Annotated in this window: 18 protein-coding genes; 1 reads left to right on the forward strand and 17 read right to left on the reverse strand. The window is 56.8% G+C overall.

What is annotated here, in order from left to right; genetic code table 11:
* Positions 1 to 110: 110 nt before the first annotated feature.
* The 17 genes from HY308_06920 to HY308_07000 all read right to left on the reverse strand — a co-directional run bounded on the left by HY308_06920 (position 111) and on the right by HY308_07000 (position 14,437).
* Positions 111 to 248, reverse strand: coding sequence for a hypothetical protein (locus HY308_06920; protein ID MBI3898013.1), 138 nt, complete (start codon positions 246 to 248; stop codon positions 111 to 113).
* 644 nt (positions 249 to 892) lie between these two features.
* Positions 893 to 2,767, reverse strand: a complete 1,875-nt coding sequence (locus HY308_06925; protein MBI3898014.1) for a discoidin domain-containing protein — start codon at positions 2,765 to 2,767, stop codon at positions 893 to 895.
* A gap of 384 nt (positions 2,768 to 3,151) precedes the next feature.
* The gene (locus HY308_06930) at positions 3,152 to 3,727 is read right to left on the reverse strand and encodes a hypothetical protein (protein ID MBI3898015.1); all 576 of its coding nucleotides are present in this window, start codon (positions 3,725 to 3,727) and stop codon (positions 3,152 to 3,154) included.
* Complete coding sequence (locus HY308_06935) at positions 3,720 to 4,517, reverse strand: DUF692 domain-containing protein (GenBank protein MBI3898016.1); 798 nt, start codon at positions 4,515 to 4,517, stop codon at positions 3,720 to 3,722. The genes HY308_06930 and HY308_06935 overlap by 8 nt, the downstream gene beginning before the upstream one ends.
* The gene (locus HY308_06940; protein MBI3898017.1) at positions 4,505 to 5,128 is read right to left on the reverse strand and encodes a hypothetical protein; all 624 of its coding nucleotides are present in this window, start codon (positions 5,126 to 5,128) and stop codon (positions 4,505 to 4,507) included. The genes HY308_06935 and HY308_06940 overlap by 13 nt, the downstream gene beginning before the upstream one ends.
* Entirely contained in the window at positions 5,107 to 5,847 is a 741-nt protein-coding gene (locus tag HY308_06945; GenBank protein ID MBI3898018.1) for a hypothetical protein, read from the reverse strand. The genes HY308_06940 and HY308_06945 overlap by 22 nt, the downstream gene beginning before the upstream one ends.
* 214 nt (positions 5,848 to 6,061) lie before the next feature.
* A complete protein-coding gene (locus tag HY308_06950; protein MBI3898019.1) occupies positions 6,062 to 6,847 on the reverse strand; it encodes a DUF4349 domain-containing protein in 786 nt (261 codons plus the stop codon).
* Between the two features lie 225 nt (positions 6,848 to 7,072).
* Positions 7,073 to 8,059, reverse strand: a complete 987-nt coding sequence (locus HY308_06955; GenBank protein ID MBI3898020.1) for an SGNH/GDSL hydrolase family protein — start codon at positions 8,057 to 8,059, stop codon at positions 7,073 to 7,075.
* Between the two features lie 49 nt (positions 8,060 to 8,108).
* Complete coding sequence (locus tag HY308_06960) at positions 8,109 to 8,684, reverse strand: DUF2959 domain-containing protein (protein ID MBI3898021.1); 576 nt, start codon at positions 8,682 to 8,684, stop codon at positions 8,109 to 8,111.
* Positions 8,685 to 8,764: 80 nt separating this feature from the next.
* Entirely contained in the window at positions 8,765 to 9,178 is a 414-nt protein-coding gene (locus HY308_06965; protein ID MBI3898022.1) for a DUF937 domain-containing protein, read from the reverse strand.
* A 163-nt stretch (positions 9,179 to 9,341) separates the two neighbouring features.
* Positions 9,342 to 9,509 carry a hypothetical protein gene (locus HY308_06970; GenBank protein MBI3898023.1) on the reverse strand — a complete coding sequence of 56 codons (168 nt, stop codon included), beginning with the start codon at positions 9,507 to 9,509 and terminating at the stop codon, positions 9,342 to 9,344.
* Complete coding sequence (locus HY308_06975) at positions 9,485 to 9,967, reverse strand: thermonuclease family protein (protein MBI3898024.1); 483 nt, start codon at positions 9,965 to 9,967, stop codon at positions 9,485 to 9,487. Before HY308_06975 ends, HY308_06970 begins: the two co-directional genes overlap by 25 nt.
* Positions 9,964 to 10,749, reverse strand: a complete 786-nt coding sequence (locus tag HY308_06980; protein MBI3898025.1) for a DUF3014 domain-containing protein — start codon at positions 10,747 to 10,749, stop codon at positions 9,964 to 9,966. Before HY308_06980 ends, HY308_06975 begins: the two co-directional genes overlap by 4 nt.
* 146 nt (positions 10,750 to 10,895) lie before the next feature.
* Positions 10,896 to 11,114, reverse strand: coding sequence for a response regulator (locus HY308_06985; GenBank protein MBI3898026.1), 219 nt, complete (start codon positions 11,112 to 11,114; stop codon positions 10,896 to 10,898).
* 345 nt (positions 11,115 to 11,459) lie between these two features.
* Positions 11,460 to 12,353, reverse strand: a complete 894-nt coding sequence (locus HY308_06990; protein MBI3898027.1) for a GAF domain-containing protein — start codon at positions 12,351 to 12,353, stop codon at positions 11,460 to 11,462.
* A gap of 381 nt (positions 12,354 to 12,734) precedes the next feature.
* Positions 12,735 to 13,160 (reverse strand): hemin receptor, encoded by a 426-nt coding sequence (locus HY308_06995; protein MBI3898028.1) that lies wholly within the window; start codon positions 13,158 to 13,160, stop codon positions 12,735 to 12,737.
* Positions 13,161 to 13,600: 440 nt separating this feature from the next.
* The gene (locus HY308_07000) at positions 13,601 to 14,437 is read right to left on the reverse strand and encodes a hypothetical protein (GenBank protein ID MBI3898029.1); all 837 of its coding nucleotides are present in this window, start codon (positions 14,435 to 14,437) and stop codon (positions 13,601 to 13,603) included.
* Between the two features lie 109 nt (positions 14,438 to 14,546).
* Between HY308_07000 and HY308_07005 the strand changes: the two genes are divergently transcribed.
* A complete protein-coding gene (locus tag HY308_07005) occupies positions 14,547 to 15,992 on the forward strand; it encodes a DUF4139 domain-containing protein (GenBank protein ID MBI3898030.1) in 1,446 nt (481 codons plus the stop codon).
* The last annotated feature ends 87 nt before the right edge of the window (positions 15,993 to 16,079 follow it).

Here is a 16,079-nt window from a genome sequence, read left to right on the forward strand (position 1 = left end):
ACAAGAACGCGTTGCGACGACGGCGGCGCCCCTGTCGGATCCACCGTTCTAGGAAAATACCTCGTGCCGGTTTCTGTTTCCGACGAATTCGCTCAGGCGCTTGCCAGCATTTAGGCGCGGATTTGGACCGCCACTAACACGGCGTCGTAGATGAGCGTGGGCGGCGGTGCGGGAACGAACGCGTGGTACCCTTCCGGTGTTCGTACAACCGCTCCGGCGTCGCGGCAAACAAATGCTTTGGGGTCCATGTGCGGCGATCCCTCTTTTAAAGGTTTTTTAAAAGCTGTTTTAGCTTTTAAAGATATTAACAGTATTTTTTAAAAGCGTTAAACGGTCGAATACCCTATTCCGCTGAGCGCCCGGCTTCTGCTATGCAACTAGTGTCCCGAGCCGAATGACACTTACTTAAAGCAAAAACCGAGATGCATCAGTCGCCACTCACTCCCCTCAAGGGGGGTGAGTCGGAGCTTTCGCAAGTGTCCAGTGGACACTTGCGCCGCCGAACGGGCGCACGTGATTTTCGTGCGCATGGGTGGGAACAGCTGGGGTGGGGGTAGATTTTTTTATAGCGATCGCAACCCACCCCCATCCTGTCCTTCCCCCTGAAGGGGAAGGGACCTGCTAATAAGCTCGGGGTATGTCAGTTAGTTTTAGTAACATAGTCGAGTTAAGTAAGTGCCATTCTGTTCCGAGTCGTTAATTCGTTTATTAAATGTGGGGTGCGCCCTGCGCACCGATCGACAGAAAACGGTGCGCAGGGCGCACCCTACATGCATAGATGTCTTCAATGAATTAATGGCTCGGGATACTAGCTCGACGCCGCTTCCCTCTCCCCTAGCCCCTCTCCCGCTCGCGGGAGAGGGGAATACTGCTGTAGGGTTTCAACAGACGGTTATTGCAATTGGCTCGCCAAACTCTTCGTGACGCTTGTGCTCGTGGTGATGCTGTTCGTGCTCACAGCGAAGGCGCCCGGCGTTAGGCTGCCGTTCGGCGCAGCAGTCTGAACACTCGACGTAGAGGTCTGTACAACGGGGGCAGTTGCGGCACTGCTGGTAGTAGCGGTAGTAGCGACCGTGTTAACACTCGCCGTGCTACTCGCGGCAGTAACAATCTTTACCTCCGTCAGGCTGTTCCACAAGTTCAGGTTATTGCCGTTACCTACGATGCGTACATAACGTGCGGCTTGGTCGGGAACGTCGAATCGTTGGAAGCCGAGGCTCGTGCCGTTGCTTTGGCCGGTAAACACTTTCGTCTGCTGTCCGGCGGCGTTAGTGAGATAGATTTCAAACGATGCCCGGCGTTCGTTGCCTTTGAAAAAAGCCAAGTCAACGGCTTGGACGGTTTGCGATTGTCCGAGATCGTATTCAATCCATTGGCCACGTCCGTAGGCGGACCAACGAGAGTTGGGGTCAAGGCTGCCGTCTAGGGTGTTCGGCGCGACGTAGATACTATCAGCGGCGCTGGCGCGGGCGGTGATTTGGCTGGGGGTTTCGCCGCCGCCGCTGCCGCCATCGCTCGCAATGGGTGCCCACCAGTTACCGGAGATGAACAGCATCGACAGTAAATTGATGGAGTCGTCGTAGTAGCTGTCTTTCTGGGTGACCATCACGTCCCAGCCGCGGTTGACGAAGGTTTGGTGGTTACCGGTGGCGACGGTGGCCGCGGCAATGAACGGAGCGGTAAACGCCATGCTGGAATAACCCACCATCGGTGAACCGTTCAAACGGTAGCCGGCGAGGATGCCTGACGGTTGTTGGTTGGTGGTGTTTTCGAGCCAGCCAATGACTTTAGTCATGGCGGCTTTCGCTTCGGGGCGCTGGAAGTGGGCGGCATCCATGGCAATGCGCAATGGATAGCGACAGGAGTTCCAGGAGTAGTCGTCGTCGGTGGCGGCTTCGAGAAAGTTCGGTGGTGCCGGGCGTGGCGTGGAGCCGATAACGAAGTCGGAGATTAAGCCGGTACCGGGCGAGTAAGTACGAGTGAAGCTGTCGATCATGCTGTAGACGGTCGTGGCGGTATCGTTCCAGAACGGATCTTTCGTTGCCTCGAAGTAGGCGTGCATGTGGCCGGTCATCCAATCAGAAGGACGCGTGGCCCATTGGTCTGTGCTCCAGTCGCCGAGCATGGTGCGTTTGGAACTGGTGTGAACGTCGCTGCCTTTGAGGCCGAGATTGATGATGCGTTTTGCTTCGTTGAGATAGTTGATCTTGCCGGCGGAGCCCCATTGGTAGTGCGCGAGCAATAGCGCGTAAGCGATGTCCATGTCGCCGTCGGTGGCGGAGTCGGAATCGGCGCTGGTGCTTTCGCTTTGATCGATGATCCACGACATTAAATTGCGATTGATCGTCGACCGGTGCTTGTCGTACATGTTGTACATGCCGTCGAAGTATTGCTGCGCTTGCGCATCTTTCCCGCCCATCAGCGCGAACAGGATCATGCCGTAGCCGTGCGCTTCCGACGTGGTGATCTCATTGCCGGTGCCACCGGTGCCGGTCATGGCGACGTAGTAGCCGCCGCCGGGTGTTGCGCCATTAGAAGACTTGACGTATTTCTGCTTCCAGTAGCCGTAGTAGCTGGCAACGGCCGTGTTCATTTGCGTTTGGGTAACGTGGCTGGGTTTGATTTTGCCGACGTAGTTGCGTTGTTGTGGGAACGGTCGGTTGGCGGCGTAAGCGTTACCGACGTTCATCACGAACGATAGACACAACGCGAGTGCCACGGTTAACGGCGCTCGCGATTTCCCTTTTGGTGTATTCCAGACACGCATTGTCTTTTTTCCTTTTTTGAAAACGGACTCGCCGGCAGAATTTCCAAATGACGACGGGGTTCGGTCAGCGGATTTAACGAACAAATCGACGCGGTGTTCCCATGCCATGCAACGGGATTAACCCAAGACGGCAATAGGCGCAGCGAGAGGTTTGGAAGAATGAGCAAGCGGTCGAGATGGCGGAACGAACAGCGGACGTCAAAAATTCTTTGATCGAAACGCTCGATGGTCTCATTGTTGTTCCTCCCTTCTTTGTTTATCGATCCCGTGACCACCGAGATCGTCGACAGGCCGTGAACCTACGGATTACGAATGGCGATGGCAATGACACACTGACTACCGCTGGCACATGTAGGATAAGCGGCGGCGCAATGGCGCCTCGCGTTAAAGGGATGACTTATTGCAGGGTGATCGAGTCGATAACCGAGACACCATCGGCGCGAGATAGAAAATCACTTGGTTTAGTTTGCCGCCGCCGGAACGCCAGAGAATTTGAATCGCCGGGCACGAGCCGGTGCGGATCTCGGTGTGACGGCTGAAGTGAATGGAGAAGCGGCGGTTCTCGAAAGTGAACTGCAGGCGATGGTATTCGGGGAGATAGAGCGTGCCGCGGACGTGGTCGACTAGATAGCGGCCGAAGGTAACGGCGTCTTCTCGATGGCGAGTGTGGTTTTGGGGCCAGAAGGTTTGGGCGTAAGCGAAGAACAGCGACTCGGCGCGATCGGCTAATTGCCTGAAGGTTTTCGGGAGGAAGCGCCGCACCTCGCACAAGCGTTTGCGAACGAGTGTCTCGGCTTGGGCGTCGAGATGTTCCGGTGCGAGTGCGAGGAAAGCCGGCTTGTCGGATTCGCGAATCGACATCTGCCGCGTGCATTCGTCGCGGTCGCGGCGGAATAGATCGCGTAAGTCGCGGTCGGTGAGCAGCTTAGCGAGGGCGGTGGTGAAATCAATCTCAGGCATGAGCCGGCTCTAGCATGGCCTGGAGCAATTCCAAGTCGGCGGCAAATTCAACGGGCGACGGGAAGTGGTGGTCGCGCTCGACGATCACTGCCTGCACTGGCGCATAGTCGAGGACGTTGGCGATCAGCACCAGTAGGTCTTCTTGAATGGCTTCGGCGTGCAGGTCTTCCCAGCGGCCGTTGTGCTTCGAGTAGCCGACGACGTGCAGCTGCACGATGCGTTTCGGATCGATCTCGTGCAGCCATTGCTCGGGATCGAAGTTGTGGTTGCGGGCGTTGATATAAAGATTGGTTACATCCAGCAACAATCCGCAACCGGAACGGTCGCACAACCGATTCAGGAACTCGGTCTCGGGCATCGTTCCGTCGAGCCGCAAGTGCGAGGTGATGTTCTCGAGGATCAGCGGCTTGTTGCAACGCTCCAGCAACTCACGCGCATGGTCGGCGAAGATGGCCAACGTTTCTTCTGTTGGCAGGACGGGATTGAGATGGCCGAGGTCGACATCGGCAGTGCGTGTGAAGGCGACGTGCTCGCTGATCCATAACGGATCGGCTGCCTTAACGACACGTACAAACTGGGCCAACGTTTCGGCATCGAGTGGGCCGGGTGTGCCCAACGATAGTCCCAGGCCATGCACGAACAACGGATAGTCGCGGCGCAATTCCTTGAGGCGCTCCTCGCCGGCGTCGAAAAAATGCTCGGCGGTGATTTCCAGGCAACTGATCTGCGCAGGACGCGTATCGATCCAGCGCGCCAGCTCACGCCGATAACCGATGCCTAGCCGCCGCATCCGCCGCACCCCCCTCCGCAGCTACTGCTGCCGCAGCCGCCGCCACAACCGCCACTCGAATTGCCGTTGCTCGAATTCCAATTGCGGGAAATTTCGGTACGTGCCGTCAAAAAGAAAAAACCAAAGACCATGAGAACAAACAAACCGAAAAATTTGCTCATACCCTGCGAGAGCCCGTAGAGCAGGCGTTCGACGCCGATGCCTTCGAAGATCAGCAACGACAGATAATTGGGCACATCGCCTTCGCCGAAAAAGCGGAGCAGATAAGTACCCAGGAAAGAAAGCAGGAGTGCAAAAAAGTAGAACACGAGGAATTCGGGTCCGTCAAATCCCGTCTGCACGCGATAGGCAGACAACAACACGAGTACCGTCAACAATAGTCCACACACCCAGAACACGGTCTGACTAGGCGCCGCTATCGTTTCCGCGAAAGCAGCCGTTGCCGACTTTGTATCGGTTTTGAACGGAAGCGCGTTGCGAAATTCGAAGTCGCGTCTGCAACGTGGGCAACGCAGTTGATCCCAAGGCGCAGGCTTGCCAATCGTGCGTTGCTGCGCCAGACACGCCGGGCAACGGACGATGGTTCCGGCTAATGTGTCGGTCGTGGCCATTTGACCTCCATCCATTGCACGGCGCTATCGAGCAGACGGAACAGGCGGGAATGAAAATTCTCTATCTCGTCCGCTGAAAGCCGATGCGAATCCTGCTTCAGCTTCAACAGGTCATGCAATACCGACGCATCTACACCGAGATGCTGTTCTAGCGGGGCAATACGCGCATCGAAGTCGTTAGCGACCTCGATCCCTGAAAGCCGTAAGAGCTCGGACAGGTCGGTAAATATTTTAGCGATGAGACCTAACAGAAACTGCGGATAACGACGGCGGTCGTTGCCCGACACGACGAAGAAATGCACGCAGCGCAAGCGCAAGTTCCGCAGCGATTGCTCGCAGAGAAAACGCAAGATGTCTTGGCTCACGTTGATACCGTCGAACGGATCGACGCCGGCAAGAACGCGATAGTGGCGTTTGATGCTACGAAATTTTATCGGGAAGCACTCGACGGTTCGCTCCATTCCGCGACGTCCGACAATGAATGGACTAACGACGACCTTTCCGCGAACCGCTGCCGCAATCGCCGAATGCGCTTCTGGCGTGGATTCGTTCAGGACCAATAACAAATTAATGTCGGAAACTTTCGGAACGATGTCGCCACGCACTGCGCTGCCGTATAGCACACAGGAATAGAGATTTTCGCCGAGCCCTTGCGTGAGGGCGGCGGTCACCTGTTCGATCGCAGTCTGATAGTACGAAGGGACATTAGCGACTTCCACGGCGTGTGATCCTCCAAATGTTTGTTATGCGCGCCCGACCTACCGTTGTCGTTAAATTATGGTAACAGTTGCATTTTAGTACAGCGTAGTGAACCGCGCGCGAATATGAGGTAAGGCTGGAAACAACTGAAGGGAAATACCCCCTCCCTAACCCGCCCCCCGCTAACGCAGGGACGGGAATGCAAAAAATGGCGACGGCCATCGGCTCAATCAATCATATTTTTTTGCGACGCCAAAGCTTACGAACTATCACAACGAATATTAAAAGTATGATTGACCATGGCAGAATATAAGCGAGGGCCCAGACGGTGCTGGATATTCCGTTCGATAGATCGCCGGAAAAATCTGCAACGGCATTTGCAATCGGCGACCAAAATGAACGATTGATATGGGTGCCGATAGAGATTGTCAGAACCTCAAGGTTTACGCGCTCCAGCAGATAAACGCTTTGCCCCGCGGCTTGCTCAATCTCGGATTGGACAGTCGCCAGCTCCTTGGAAACCTTAATCAGTGCATCGACGTCGTTATTCGCTTTTTGCTCGAGCTTCATCAACCGCAGCTGGTATTGCTTGAGCATCTCCAGGCGTTTGTTGTTGTCGGTGATCGGTAGCGCCAAATCTTCAACGTGCGTTGCCTGATTGATCAGCTCGCCGCCGGCAGAAACGATGCCAATGATATTTTTGATGCCAGCCGGTTTCGCTTGAATCTTTATTTGTGCCGAGATACTGCGACCTGTTGTTAGATTTGAATCAAGCAATGTGCAACCGTTCGGCTTGTCGGCCTTGCACGTGGAAATTATTTTTTCGTAGAGGCTACTTGTGCCGTCTTCCGTTGTATCGACGGAGATGGAATGTTCATACGCCAGATATTTGTTTCTAGCGCCATCTGCCTCGGCGGCAACGGGACTCTCGGCAAAGCGTCCTGCTTGCGGGTTGGCTTCTTTGCCGCTGCAGCCGATCAACGTCGAAAATACAATTAAGAGAATGAATACGGGTTTCATTTTTATAACTCCCTTCTTGTAAGTATATGGGGACGTAATTTAGTACAAAAAGCGGGTGACAGGTTTAGCACCAGCATATGCCGGCGACTAGGGCGAATTATTTCTTATTTTCGCGCTCTCGGCGCTTGAGGATCGGTAGTTAAATTGAAATGCCCCCGCCCTAACCCTCCCCCGCTGTGCGAGGGAGGGAATGCTATTTATATTCTTTCAGCGGCGTGGGCAGCATCATTTTCGGAAATGGTGGTGCCTTAGTGCGTGGTGATGGTCTGGTAGTACCTCTTCGACTTGATCGGCCAACACGGCATGGCCGGCGCGCGTTGGGTGGATGCCGTCCCAGAATAAAAATTGATCGGGTTGGTCGCAGACGGGGTCGGCCGTTGTGCCGGGCGTGATGCACGGCGCTGCGACCTCGGTGAAGCCGTAGGCGTCGGGATGGGCAACGGCGTCGTTCAATATCGCGTACACATCTAATTTGTGAATCGTAATCGGGAAATGGGTTTCTAGTTGCGCCAACGTGTTGGCCAGCGCGTCGTTGAAAGCCACCGACATCGATTGCGCGGCCGCTTGCACGGGCGGGCTTTCTAGGCGGATGGCGGGCGTCAGCGCTAGGTTGGGTACGTTCGGGACTAGAAATTCGCGGGCGCCGGCGGATGTGAGGATGAGGATATTATTAGTGATCGCCTCGATCGCGTCGCCGATGATGTCGGTGCTGCTGGCGCCGGACGGATCGGTCGCGAGCGCGGCGATGGCATCGCGCGCGTCGTTGGCGCCGATGTACACAACGTAGAGCGAGTCGGCGCTGGCGGTGCCGGAATGGCCGGCCAAGAATGACAATACCTGCGACGACAAATCGAACGGATCGCCGGGACGGGCGCGGCCGGCGCCGGTGGCGTAGTTGGTGAATTTACCAGGGGCGCGCAACGCTGGGCCGACCGTGTTTTCCAGATTGACGTCCTTAGCGTATTGCTCGATCCAGGTTTCGCCGTTGCTAAAGTGATGACCGCCGATGGCGTAGGGTGCGCTCGGGATCAGGTCGTACGGCGGCACCGAAACTTCGTGGAGCACGACAAACGCATTTCCCGGGTCGGATAGGCTGTCGCCGAAGACGACCAGGCGGTCGAAGCGATCGTTCGCGTAAGCAGTGGTGGAAAAAACTAATGCAGAGAAGACTAAAGCAACTAACGCCTGGTACCGATGAGTACGATTTTTCATGGCGGTGCTCCTCCAAGTTGAGCATTTTTGTTAGTACAGTCAGGGACTTCTAACTCTTATCTGCCTCCATCTCCTTAATGAAGGTGTCTGCTTCGTTGATCGAGCGATTCATATCCGTCACTAAAGCGCCGATGTCCGATTCGATTTTCGCGCGCTCGTTGCGGAGCGAGGCAATGGCGCGGGCGTTGAGGTTGTGCTTTAGCACCAGGTAGCGATCGCGGTACGCGGCGAGTACCGGATCGAGCTTCTTCTCGGCGCGCTTCATGACGGTAATGAGTTTTTGATAGCGGCTACGCGTCGCTTCCAGCTGGCGTTCGCTGGAGTGGCGCAGGTCGGGATTCGAATATTGTTTGAGCTCTTTATTCCACTCGTCGAACAAATCACCCGCCACCCGTTCGACGTCGGCGACGCGCTTACGCACGGCGTCGGCATGCTCCTCGCTGTCTTCGTAAGCCTTCTTCAGTTTGTTGTACTGCTGCTCCAACTGGCCGCCGGAGAAATTAGTGACGCTGATGAACTGGGCGAGCGCCGATTCGAATTGTTGCTTCGCTTGTTGCTGCGATTTACGCGCGTCGTCGACACGATCGATAAGAATGTCGCGCTTCTCGTAGCCGAGTTTCTCCATCGCGCCGTAATAGGCTTGTTGGCAGCCAATGGTTATCAGCGCGGCGGCAATGAGCGCGGCGCACGCGATGTTGCGCGCGTTCAATGGCGGAGGAAACGACTGACGAGTTGCGCTAGCGCGTCGTTGGCTTTGTCGCTTTCCGGGAGCTTGCTGTCGGGCGTTAGCTTGTCGACCAGCTGCAGCAACACGTTTGCCAGACCGCGCGAGGCGTCGGGTTCGGACAGGCCGGCGGCGTTAGCGATTTGCCGTAGGCGATCTTCGCCGAGCACGGTCTGCAACTCTTGTGGTGAGATCGGCCGATTTTCGCCGGCGGAAATCCACGAAGCGATGGTGTCGCCGTGGCCCTGCTTGTTGAACAGCTGCGCCAGGCCGCTCAAGCCGCCGACGTTGTCACTGGTGATCAAATGCGCGGCGGCACCGATCAAGCTGTTCTGTTCTCTGTCGCCGGTCAGCTGGCCGATGATGCCTTTGCCGATGCTGTCGAAGAAACTCATACGCTGCCTCCTAATGCGAACCCGCTAGCGTCAGGACGAGTTGTGTTTTTTGGATGCTAGGGTATCAGGTAAGTTCGCAGCGGCGCTTCGGGGTTTGCTCGCATAACCAAACAAACAACAGGGTATTGTCCACCCGCCTCCTGCGGGAAATGCCACCTACCGTCTAACCACAAGTGCGCACACGACGCCCATATTCGCGCACCGGCATGCCGCTGGAATTCAGCTCGCGCACCCTGCGCCGGCGCCGGAAACCGTACGACAGCGGCGGGTCCTGATGAAAAGCGATGGTGAAGAAATAAATTCCCGTCAACGACGCTTGTGATATTTCCACGGCGGCACCGGTGCCGGATCCTGCCACAGGCCGATCTGTTTGGTGCGTGCCGACTCTTCGGCTTCTTGATAAGCGCGCTGATCATCGGCCGACAACTCCGATTGATTCGGCTCGGAATACCAAGCGCGGCCGGTATACAACTGGTGCATACCGAGATCGCGGCTACCAGCCAGCACCTTGCCGATGATCCGGTTGTTGTGGTCGCGCTTTTGCCATTGGACGGCGACTGTTTGGCCGACGGCGAGCAGCCCTAAGGATCGGCGCGATGCATCGCTGAATGCCTGACCGCGCTTCGGCGCCTCGATGCCGGCGAGTCGCACGCGAACTTGGCCGTGTGTCGAGTCGTCTTGCACGACCAAGATATCGCCGTCGGTGACGCGAACAACCGTGCCGGCGAAATTAGCGGCATAGCTGCTCGCTGACAGCAGCAGTAGAAGAAAGCTGGCGGTGAGTTTCATCGGCTTAGCGAAGTGATCTCGCGGCGGATCTCCTGTAACTTCGCCTTAACGCGGGCGGCATTATCGCTGCCCATGCGGAGCATAATCTTCTTGCCGGCCGAGAGTCCTTCGAGCTTGGGATCGGCGAATTCGTAAAACACCTTGGGCTGCACGAGCTTTACCGGTTGTTTGACATCGGGCGCGGCCAACAGATCGTCGATCACTTCGACCACGCGATCGTTGAAGTAGCGCTTCGGATCACCCAGGTTTTTGTACTCTTCCTGAAACAACGGATAGAAATACACATACGCCGCGATCAGCTTCTTGGTATCGACCGATTCCGCCAGCTGGATATAGGCGCTATAGCGTCGATAATTTTCCGGGCTGAGAGTGATGCCGCTGTCGCGCTTACCGCTAACGACGAATTTACCCTCGGCCGGCTTCGCCAAGTAGTAACGCTGCGGCACACTCTCGTGCGTCAGGTTGTCGATCGTTACGACAAATCGGCGGACGATACTGTCGAGATACACGAAGCGGGCGAGCGAATTTTTATCGACAAAGCCGGCCAGCGTTTCCTGCACGGCAGCGTCGCTTTCCATCAACGGCGGCAACGGCTTGGCCTGCTCGGGCTCGGCGGTTTTGATCGGATAACGAATCGGCGGCGCGGGCGCCGGCGCGGGTGCAGCGGCTGGCAGTGCCGGCGGCGGCGCGGCTCGCTGCTCGCCATGGATCCAGTAGTAATACAAACCGGCGCAGGCGCCGATCAAGACGATGACGAGAATAGCCGGCACAAATTTCTTCATCGTCGCATCGCCGCCGCGATTCGGCTCGCGATACAACAGCGACTCGTCACTCAAGCTTTCCTTCTTTGTCGGTTGCTCGGTCATGTGCCCCCTCCGAAAATCTGTTTCACCTATCTTTGTATATTAAAGAATCGCGCGCGCCAGGGTCACGACGTCGCCGGCTCACGCGCGGCGGCTTGCGCCAGTACCTCTTCGAGAATGCGCGGGTCCACCGGCTTAACCAGATGGTAGTCGAAGCCAGCCTCGCTGGCACGACGATGATCTTCTTTTTGGCCCCAGCCGGATAACGCGATGACCACGATTTCTTGCGGTGCCGATTCCTGGCGGATTCGACGCACCACTTCGTAACCATCCATATCCGGCATACCAGACGGTCAGCCAGATATGCCCGCCCTCATCGGTGAACTTGGCGGCGTTATTCAAGAGATTCGCTAACACCTGCACCAGCCGTACCGGATCTGCCTCCAGTAGCAACGGCTCGGACGGCAACGCGATATGCAACTGCTGGCGTTGCGCATCGATTAGCGGACGACTTACCTCGACCGCATGTTGCACGATCGCTGCCACCACCGTCTGCGCTTTGCGCAAATCGATCTTGCCCTCGGTAATGCGCGAGACATCGAGCAGGTCGTCCACTAACCGTACCAAGTGGTCTACCTGCCGCTCCATCAACGATTGCAATTCCCGGGTGTCGCCAGCAACACCGCCTTTTAAGCGCAGGACATACAGCGAATTGCGGATCGGCGTGAGCGGATTACGCAACTCGTGCGCCAGCGTTGCCAGAAATCGTCCTTACGCCGATGCGCCTGTTGCAATGCCTCCTCCACCTGCGTGCGCTCGATTAAATCTGCCGCCTGCCGCGCTAACAAATCGAGCAGCCGCAATTGGCGATCGTCGGGTCGATGCGGTACCCGAAAATGGGTCGACAATACGCCCAGCAATTTGCCCGATCGACTCCGCAACGGCGTCGATTGCATAGCACGCGCCCCTACCCGCAACATCAGCTCGAGCAGCTCTGGGTCGAGAGAAATCGGGCTCCGCGTCAAGTCGTCGATGATGATGCGCTCGCCTCGATACAGTGCCATACCGCAGCTAGTGCGCTGCATTGGGACCGACGCAAAATAATCGACGAATGCCTGATCGAAACCGCGATGCGTAGTAATTCGCAAATGTCCCGACAGCAGATCGTACATCTTCAGGTTTCCCAGGTCGGCGCCCATGATGGCGATCGACGCATCGAGAATCTGCTCGAACAATGCGCGCGAATCGTCTTGGCGCACCAGACAAATACTGATTTCATGCAACCGCTGCATATCGGCGAGATCGGCCGCGAGGTGCTTGCTAAGCGCGGCAAACTCCAACTCGGCACGCTTGCGCTCGGTGATGTCGGCGATCAGCAATACCACGCCGGTGGCTGACGGATAGGCGTGGATCTCGAACCATCGACTCCAACTCGGATAGAAAAATTCGAACGTTGCCGGCTTTTGCTTGGCCACAGCATCGCGCAAATCGCGCTCGAAGGCGGTGCCGATGAGATCGGGGAATACCTTCCAGATACTTTCGCCAAGCAACTCGTCGCGCGACTTGCCGGTGACGGCGATCAAGAACACTCAGCACGGTGGTCAGCAGCCCGGGGCCAAGCCCACCTAACCACGCAGCCGCCATAATTGGCGGCACAAAGATGAGCAACAATGTCGACAGCGCGAGGATCGATCCGAGCAACTGATGCAGAAGCAACGCCAGTATCGCCGCCAACACCGCGATGGCGTAACTACTCCATGTCCATGATGGGAAGGTTGTCATGCGCACAACCCCTCCGCCCAGCCTGGGGATTGATAAGCGCTAATTATGCGCTCATTGGCAACAGACGGTGCGGCATCGGCGGACTAATTATCCGGACTAACGGAGAGATTGGCCGATGAACTTGCTTAGTCAGCCGGTAGAGCCACCGACGCAACGAAGATGACCAACGGCGGCAACCGGCTTTACCCCGATGCACCGGAATGATCGTCGGCCGCGTCTTTCATCGTCCGCGCCATCACCCCATAAACGTCGGTCCAGGCATTTTTGACCGGCGCCGTAAATGCATCGCCCAGCCCTTGGGCCAATGTGATCAATAATGCGGCGCCGACGGTTTCGTAGTGAGAATCCTGAACACCGTACTGCGCATGGCGCTTCCCTAAATCTTGCAAGATTGGAACGAGTCGATCGAGATCGTTGAGTTGGTTAACGGCGGTGCCAAGCAACTGCATTAACTTCTCGCCCTGCGCGTTGATATCGCCTTTGAACATCGACTTCAAGTTCGGGTCGATGCTGAACAAATTTTTATAAAAAAGCGCTCCCGCTTGCGGGGCGATGGGGACGACCTTCGAAAAGCTATCCTGCACGAGCCTTACAGTTTCCGGTGTCACAACGGATCTCCTATGGTGTATTGAGTAAGGTCCTTTTTACGAACGTTGGATGAGACGTGAAGCCAGTGCCGCACCAAGCGATGACGGCCAGCGCGTTATCGGGACCGATAGAACAGATGAAGATTACCAAAGGCGCCGTGACAAAACCGAGCCTGTATTAACCTACCTGATTCGAATGACACTTACTTAAGCGCCATCGACAACAGATGCCACGATTGACTCCTCCCCCCTTCAGGGGGGAGGTTGGGAGGGGGGTGGGTTTTATGGCAGCGATAACCGAGTAAAAAACCCACCCCCACCCCAGCCCTCCCCCTGAGGGGGAGGGTGCTAGAACGTGCCGCGGCTTAAGTAAGTGCCATGCCTACCTGATTCTTATTGTTCCATAACGGACAACAGCACAGATCATATGCCCGGTCGGAGGAATACTGCCACTATTTTCATCAGCCGAGCGCTGGCAAAAAGGTCAGCACATCGTCCGCTGGCACACCGTCACATAAACCGGCAAGACAACGATCGATCGCAACGCGCGCCGCGGCGGACAATCGCTCGTGCGTCGCCTTACCTTCGGCACGCAGGTAAAACTCGAGCAAAATAGCGCGCAAATACTGCAGACTATGCATCACATGCGTATTCATATCGGCGGCCAGATAGGCGAATTTCTCGGCGAAAACAGGGTCGGCGACATATGTCGCAAACGTCCCCTGCTCGATGGCCCGATCGAGCCGTTGCGCGAATTGGCGCTGGGCGATGTGCTGCGTAGGATCGTGAAAAAACTGCCAGGCGTGCTCGAGATCGTGACAAACGAAAGCGAAGGCATCGGCCTTGTCATGCACCGGCGCCAACAGCCGCGGATAATCGGCGATCAGCGTTACCGGCCGCGTGCCGCGCGTTTGCATACGTAACACCTCGCGCGTATCGGGCACATGCTCGCACAAGGTCAGTTGCCAAGCACCACGCAACCAGCCGACCAAGGCGATGTTCACGCGTCGACGTACTTCGCGCAGATCGTAACGCTCGAGCAGCTCGGCCAACCGCGCCGCCGCATCGGCGCGCGGCAGCGCCTCGAGCTGCGCCCACCAAACGGCGCCATCGGGCCGAGGATCGCGATGCGAACGGCGTTGCGCCAACCGATTGCCATAACGCAAAAACTGCCAAAGCAGCACATAGCGCGCGGCATACTGCGCCGCCGGAAATTCGCCGGCGTGATAGCGGGCGGCAAGCTCGGTTAAGGCACGGTATTTATCGGGCGCACTATCGGCAGCGTTCACAGCGGTCATTCATCGATGGGTAGCGGCGAATTCTAGCAATAACCGCTCACTTAACCCCATCCCGGCAGCCGTTACGTTAACAGTCACAGTTCCGAAGAACGATGACAGGAGAAACCCCATGCTATTGAAGAAATCGCGTGTCACGGCCGCCGTCGCCTTGGCGCTTTACTCCTTGTGTGCGACCGCACTCGAGGAGCGCCGCAGCACCCTGACCGACCAGCAATCGGTGGCAATAACGATTTATAACGAGGACCTGGCGCTAGTGAAAGATACGCGCAAGTTGACGCTCGATACCGGCGTCAACCAGCTGGCACTACGTGAGGTCAGCGCGCTGTTGCGGCCGGAGACGGCGCAGTTGCGCAGCCTGTCGCACCCCGGGGCGTTCACTCTGTTAGAGCAAAACTTCGATTTCGATTTGCTGACACCGATGAAGTTGTTGGAAAAATACGTCGGCCGCAACGTGCGCATCGTCAAAACCCACCCGACCACGGGTGCGGAAACGATCGAGACGGCGCAGGTGTTGAGCGTGAACGACGGCGTCGTCCTCAAGATCGGCGACCGCATCGAGACCGGCGTGCCGGGGCGCATCGTCTACGATGAAGTGCCGAAAAATCTGCGCGACCGGCCGACACTAGTAACGCTGTTACAAAACACACAAGCCGGCGAACAGACGCTGGAACTGTCGTACCTCAGTGGCGGCTTGGCGTGGCGCGCTGACTATGTCGCCGAGCTCAACAGCAACGACACGGCACTCGATCTAAACGGTTGGGTCACGCTGACTAACAAAAGCGGCACGGCCTATCCGAATGCACGTCTGCAGTTGGTCGCCGGTGAAGTGAATCGCGTACGCGAAGAATTCCGGCTGGCAACAGCCAAGACCACGGGTGTCGCCATGGAAGCCGACGCACCGGCGCCACAGATGCAGCAAGAGCAATTGTTCGAGTACCACCTGTACACGATGAACCGGCCGACGACGATCGCCGACAATCAAACGAAACAAGTAGCGCTGCTGAGCGCCGGCAACGTACCGGTGACAAAAGAGCTGTTGCTGCAAGGAAATGATTACTACTACCTGTCGAGCGTCGGTCAGATCGGCCAAAAGCTGAAGGTCGGCGTGTATGTCGAATTCGACAACCGCGAAGCGGCGCACCTCGGCATGCCGATGCCACGCGGCGTCGTGCGGGTGTACAAAAAGGACAGCGCCGGTAACGCGCAGTTCGTCGGCGAAGATCAAATCGATCACACACCAAAGAACGAGAAGGTACGGCTACGCCTCGGCGAAGCGTTCGACATCACCGCCGACAAGAAACAAACCGATTTTCGCCGGCGCGAACGTTCCAACCCGACGAGCTACGTATACGAAAGCGCCTACGAGATCGTGCTGAAGAACGGCAAGAGCGACGCGGTCAGCGTCACCGTGCGCGAGCCGGTGCCGGGCGAGTGGAAAATGCTGGAGGAGTCACAACGACATACGAAGGTGGCGGCAGGTACGGCCGAATGGCACGTAAACGTACCAGCGAATGGGCAGACGACGCTGCGGTATCGAGTGTTGGTACGACACTAAATTTATTATTTAACCATGTCGGGTGGGCAGCACGCCCGCTCGACATTTTTATCCGTCTTACACGAATGGCACCTACTTAAGCAAAAG

The sequence above is a fragment of the Gammaproteobacteria bacterium genome (assembly GCA_016199745.1).
Lineage (GTDB): Bacteria > Pseudomonadota > Gammaproteobacteria > Acidiferrobacterales > Sulfurifustaceae > JACQFZ01.

Coding starts and splice junctions, on each gene's coding strand:
- HY308_06930 (MBI3898015.1), bottom strand. CDS start 3,727: ATGCCTGAGATTGATTTCACCACCGCCCTCGCTAAGCTGCTCACCGAC.
- HY308_06985 (MBI3898026.1), bottom strand. CDS start 11,114: ATGCCGGATATGGATGGTTACGAAGTGGTGCGTCGAATCCGCCAGGAA.
- HY308_06940 (MBI3898017.1), bottom strand. CDS start 5,128: ATGGCCACGACCGACACATTAGCCGGAACCATCGTCCGTTGCCCGGCG.
- HY308_06925 (MBI3898014.1), bottom strand. CDS start 2,767: ATGCGTGTCTGGAATACACCAAAAGGGAAATCGCGAGCGCCGTTAACC.
- HY308_06980 (MBI3898025.1), bottom strand. CDS start 10,749: ATGAAGAAATTTGTGCCGGCTATTCTCGTCATCGTCTTGATCGGCGCC.
- HY308_06955 (MBI3898020.1), bottom strand. CDS start 8,059: ATGAAAAATCGTACTCATCGGTACCAGGCGTTAGTTGCTTTAGTCTTC.
- HY308_06960 (MBI3898021.1), bottom strand. CDS start 8,684: ATGGAGAAACTCGGCTACGAGAAGCGCGACATTCTTATCGATCGTGTC.
- HY308_06965 (MBI3898022.1), bottom strand. CDS start 9,178: ATGAGTTTCTTCGACAGCATCGGCAAAGGCATCATCGGCCAGCTGACC.
- HY308_06920 (MBI3898013.1), bottom strand. CDS start 248: ATGGACCCCAAAGCATTTGTTTGCCGCGACGCCGGAGCGGTTGTACGA.
- HY308_06975 (MBI3898024.1), bottom strand. CDS start 9,967: ATGAAACTCACCGCCAGCTTTCTTCTACTGCTGCTGTCAGCGAGCAGC.
- HY308_06935 (MBI3898016.1), bottom strand. CDS start 4,517: ATGCGGCGGCTAGGCATCGGTTATCGGCGTGAGCTGGCGCGCTGGATC.
- HY308_07005 (MBI3898030.1), top strand. CDS start 14,547: ATGCTATTGAAGAAATCGCGTGTCACGGCCGCCGTCGCCTTGGCGCTT.
- HY308_07000 (MBI3898029.1), bottom strand. CDS start 14,437: ATGACCGCTGTGAACGCTGCCGATAGTGCGCCCGATAAATACCGTGCC.
- HY308_06950 (MBI3898019.1), bottom strand. CDS start 6,847: ATGAAACCCGTATTCATTCTCTTAATTGTATTTTCGACGTTGATCGGC.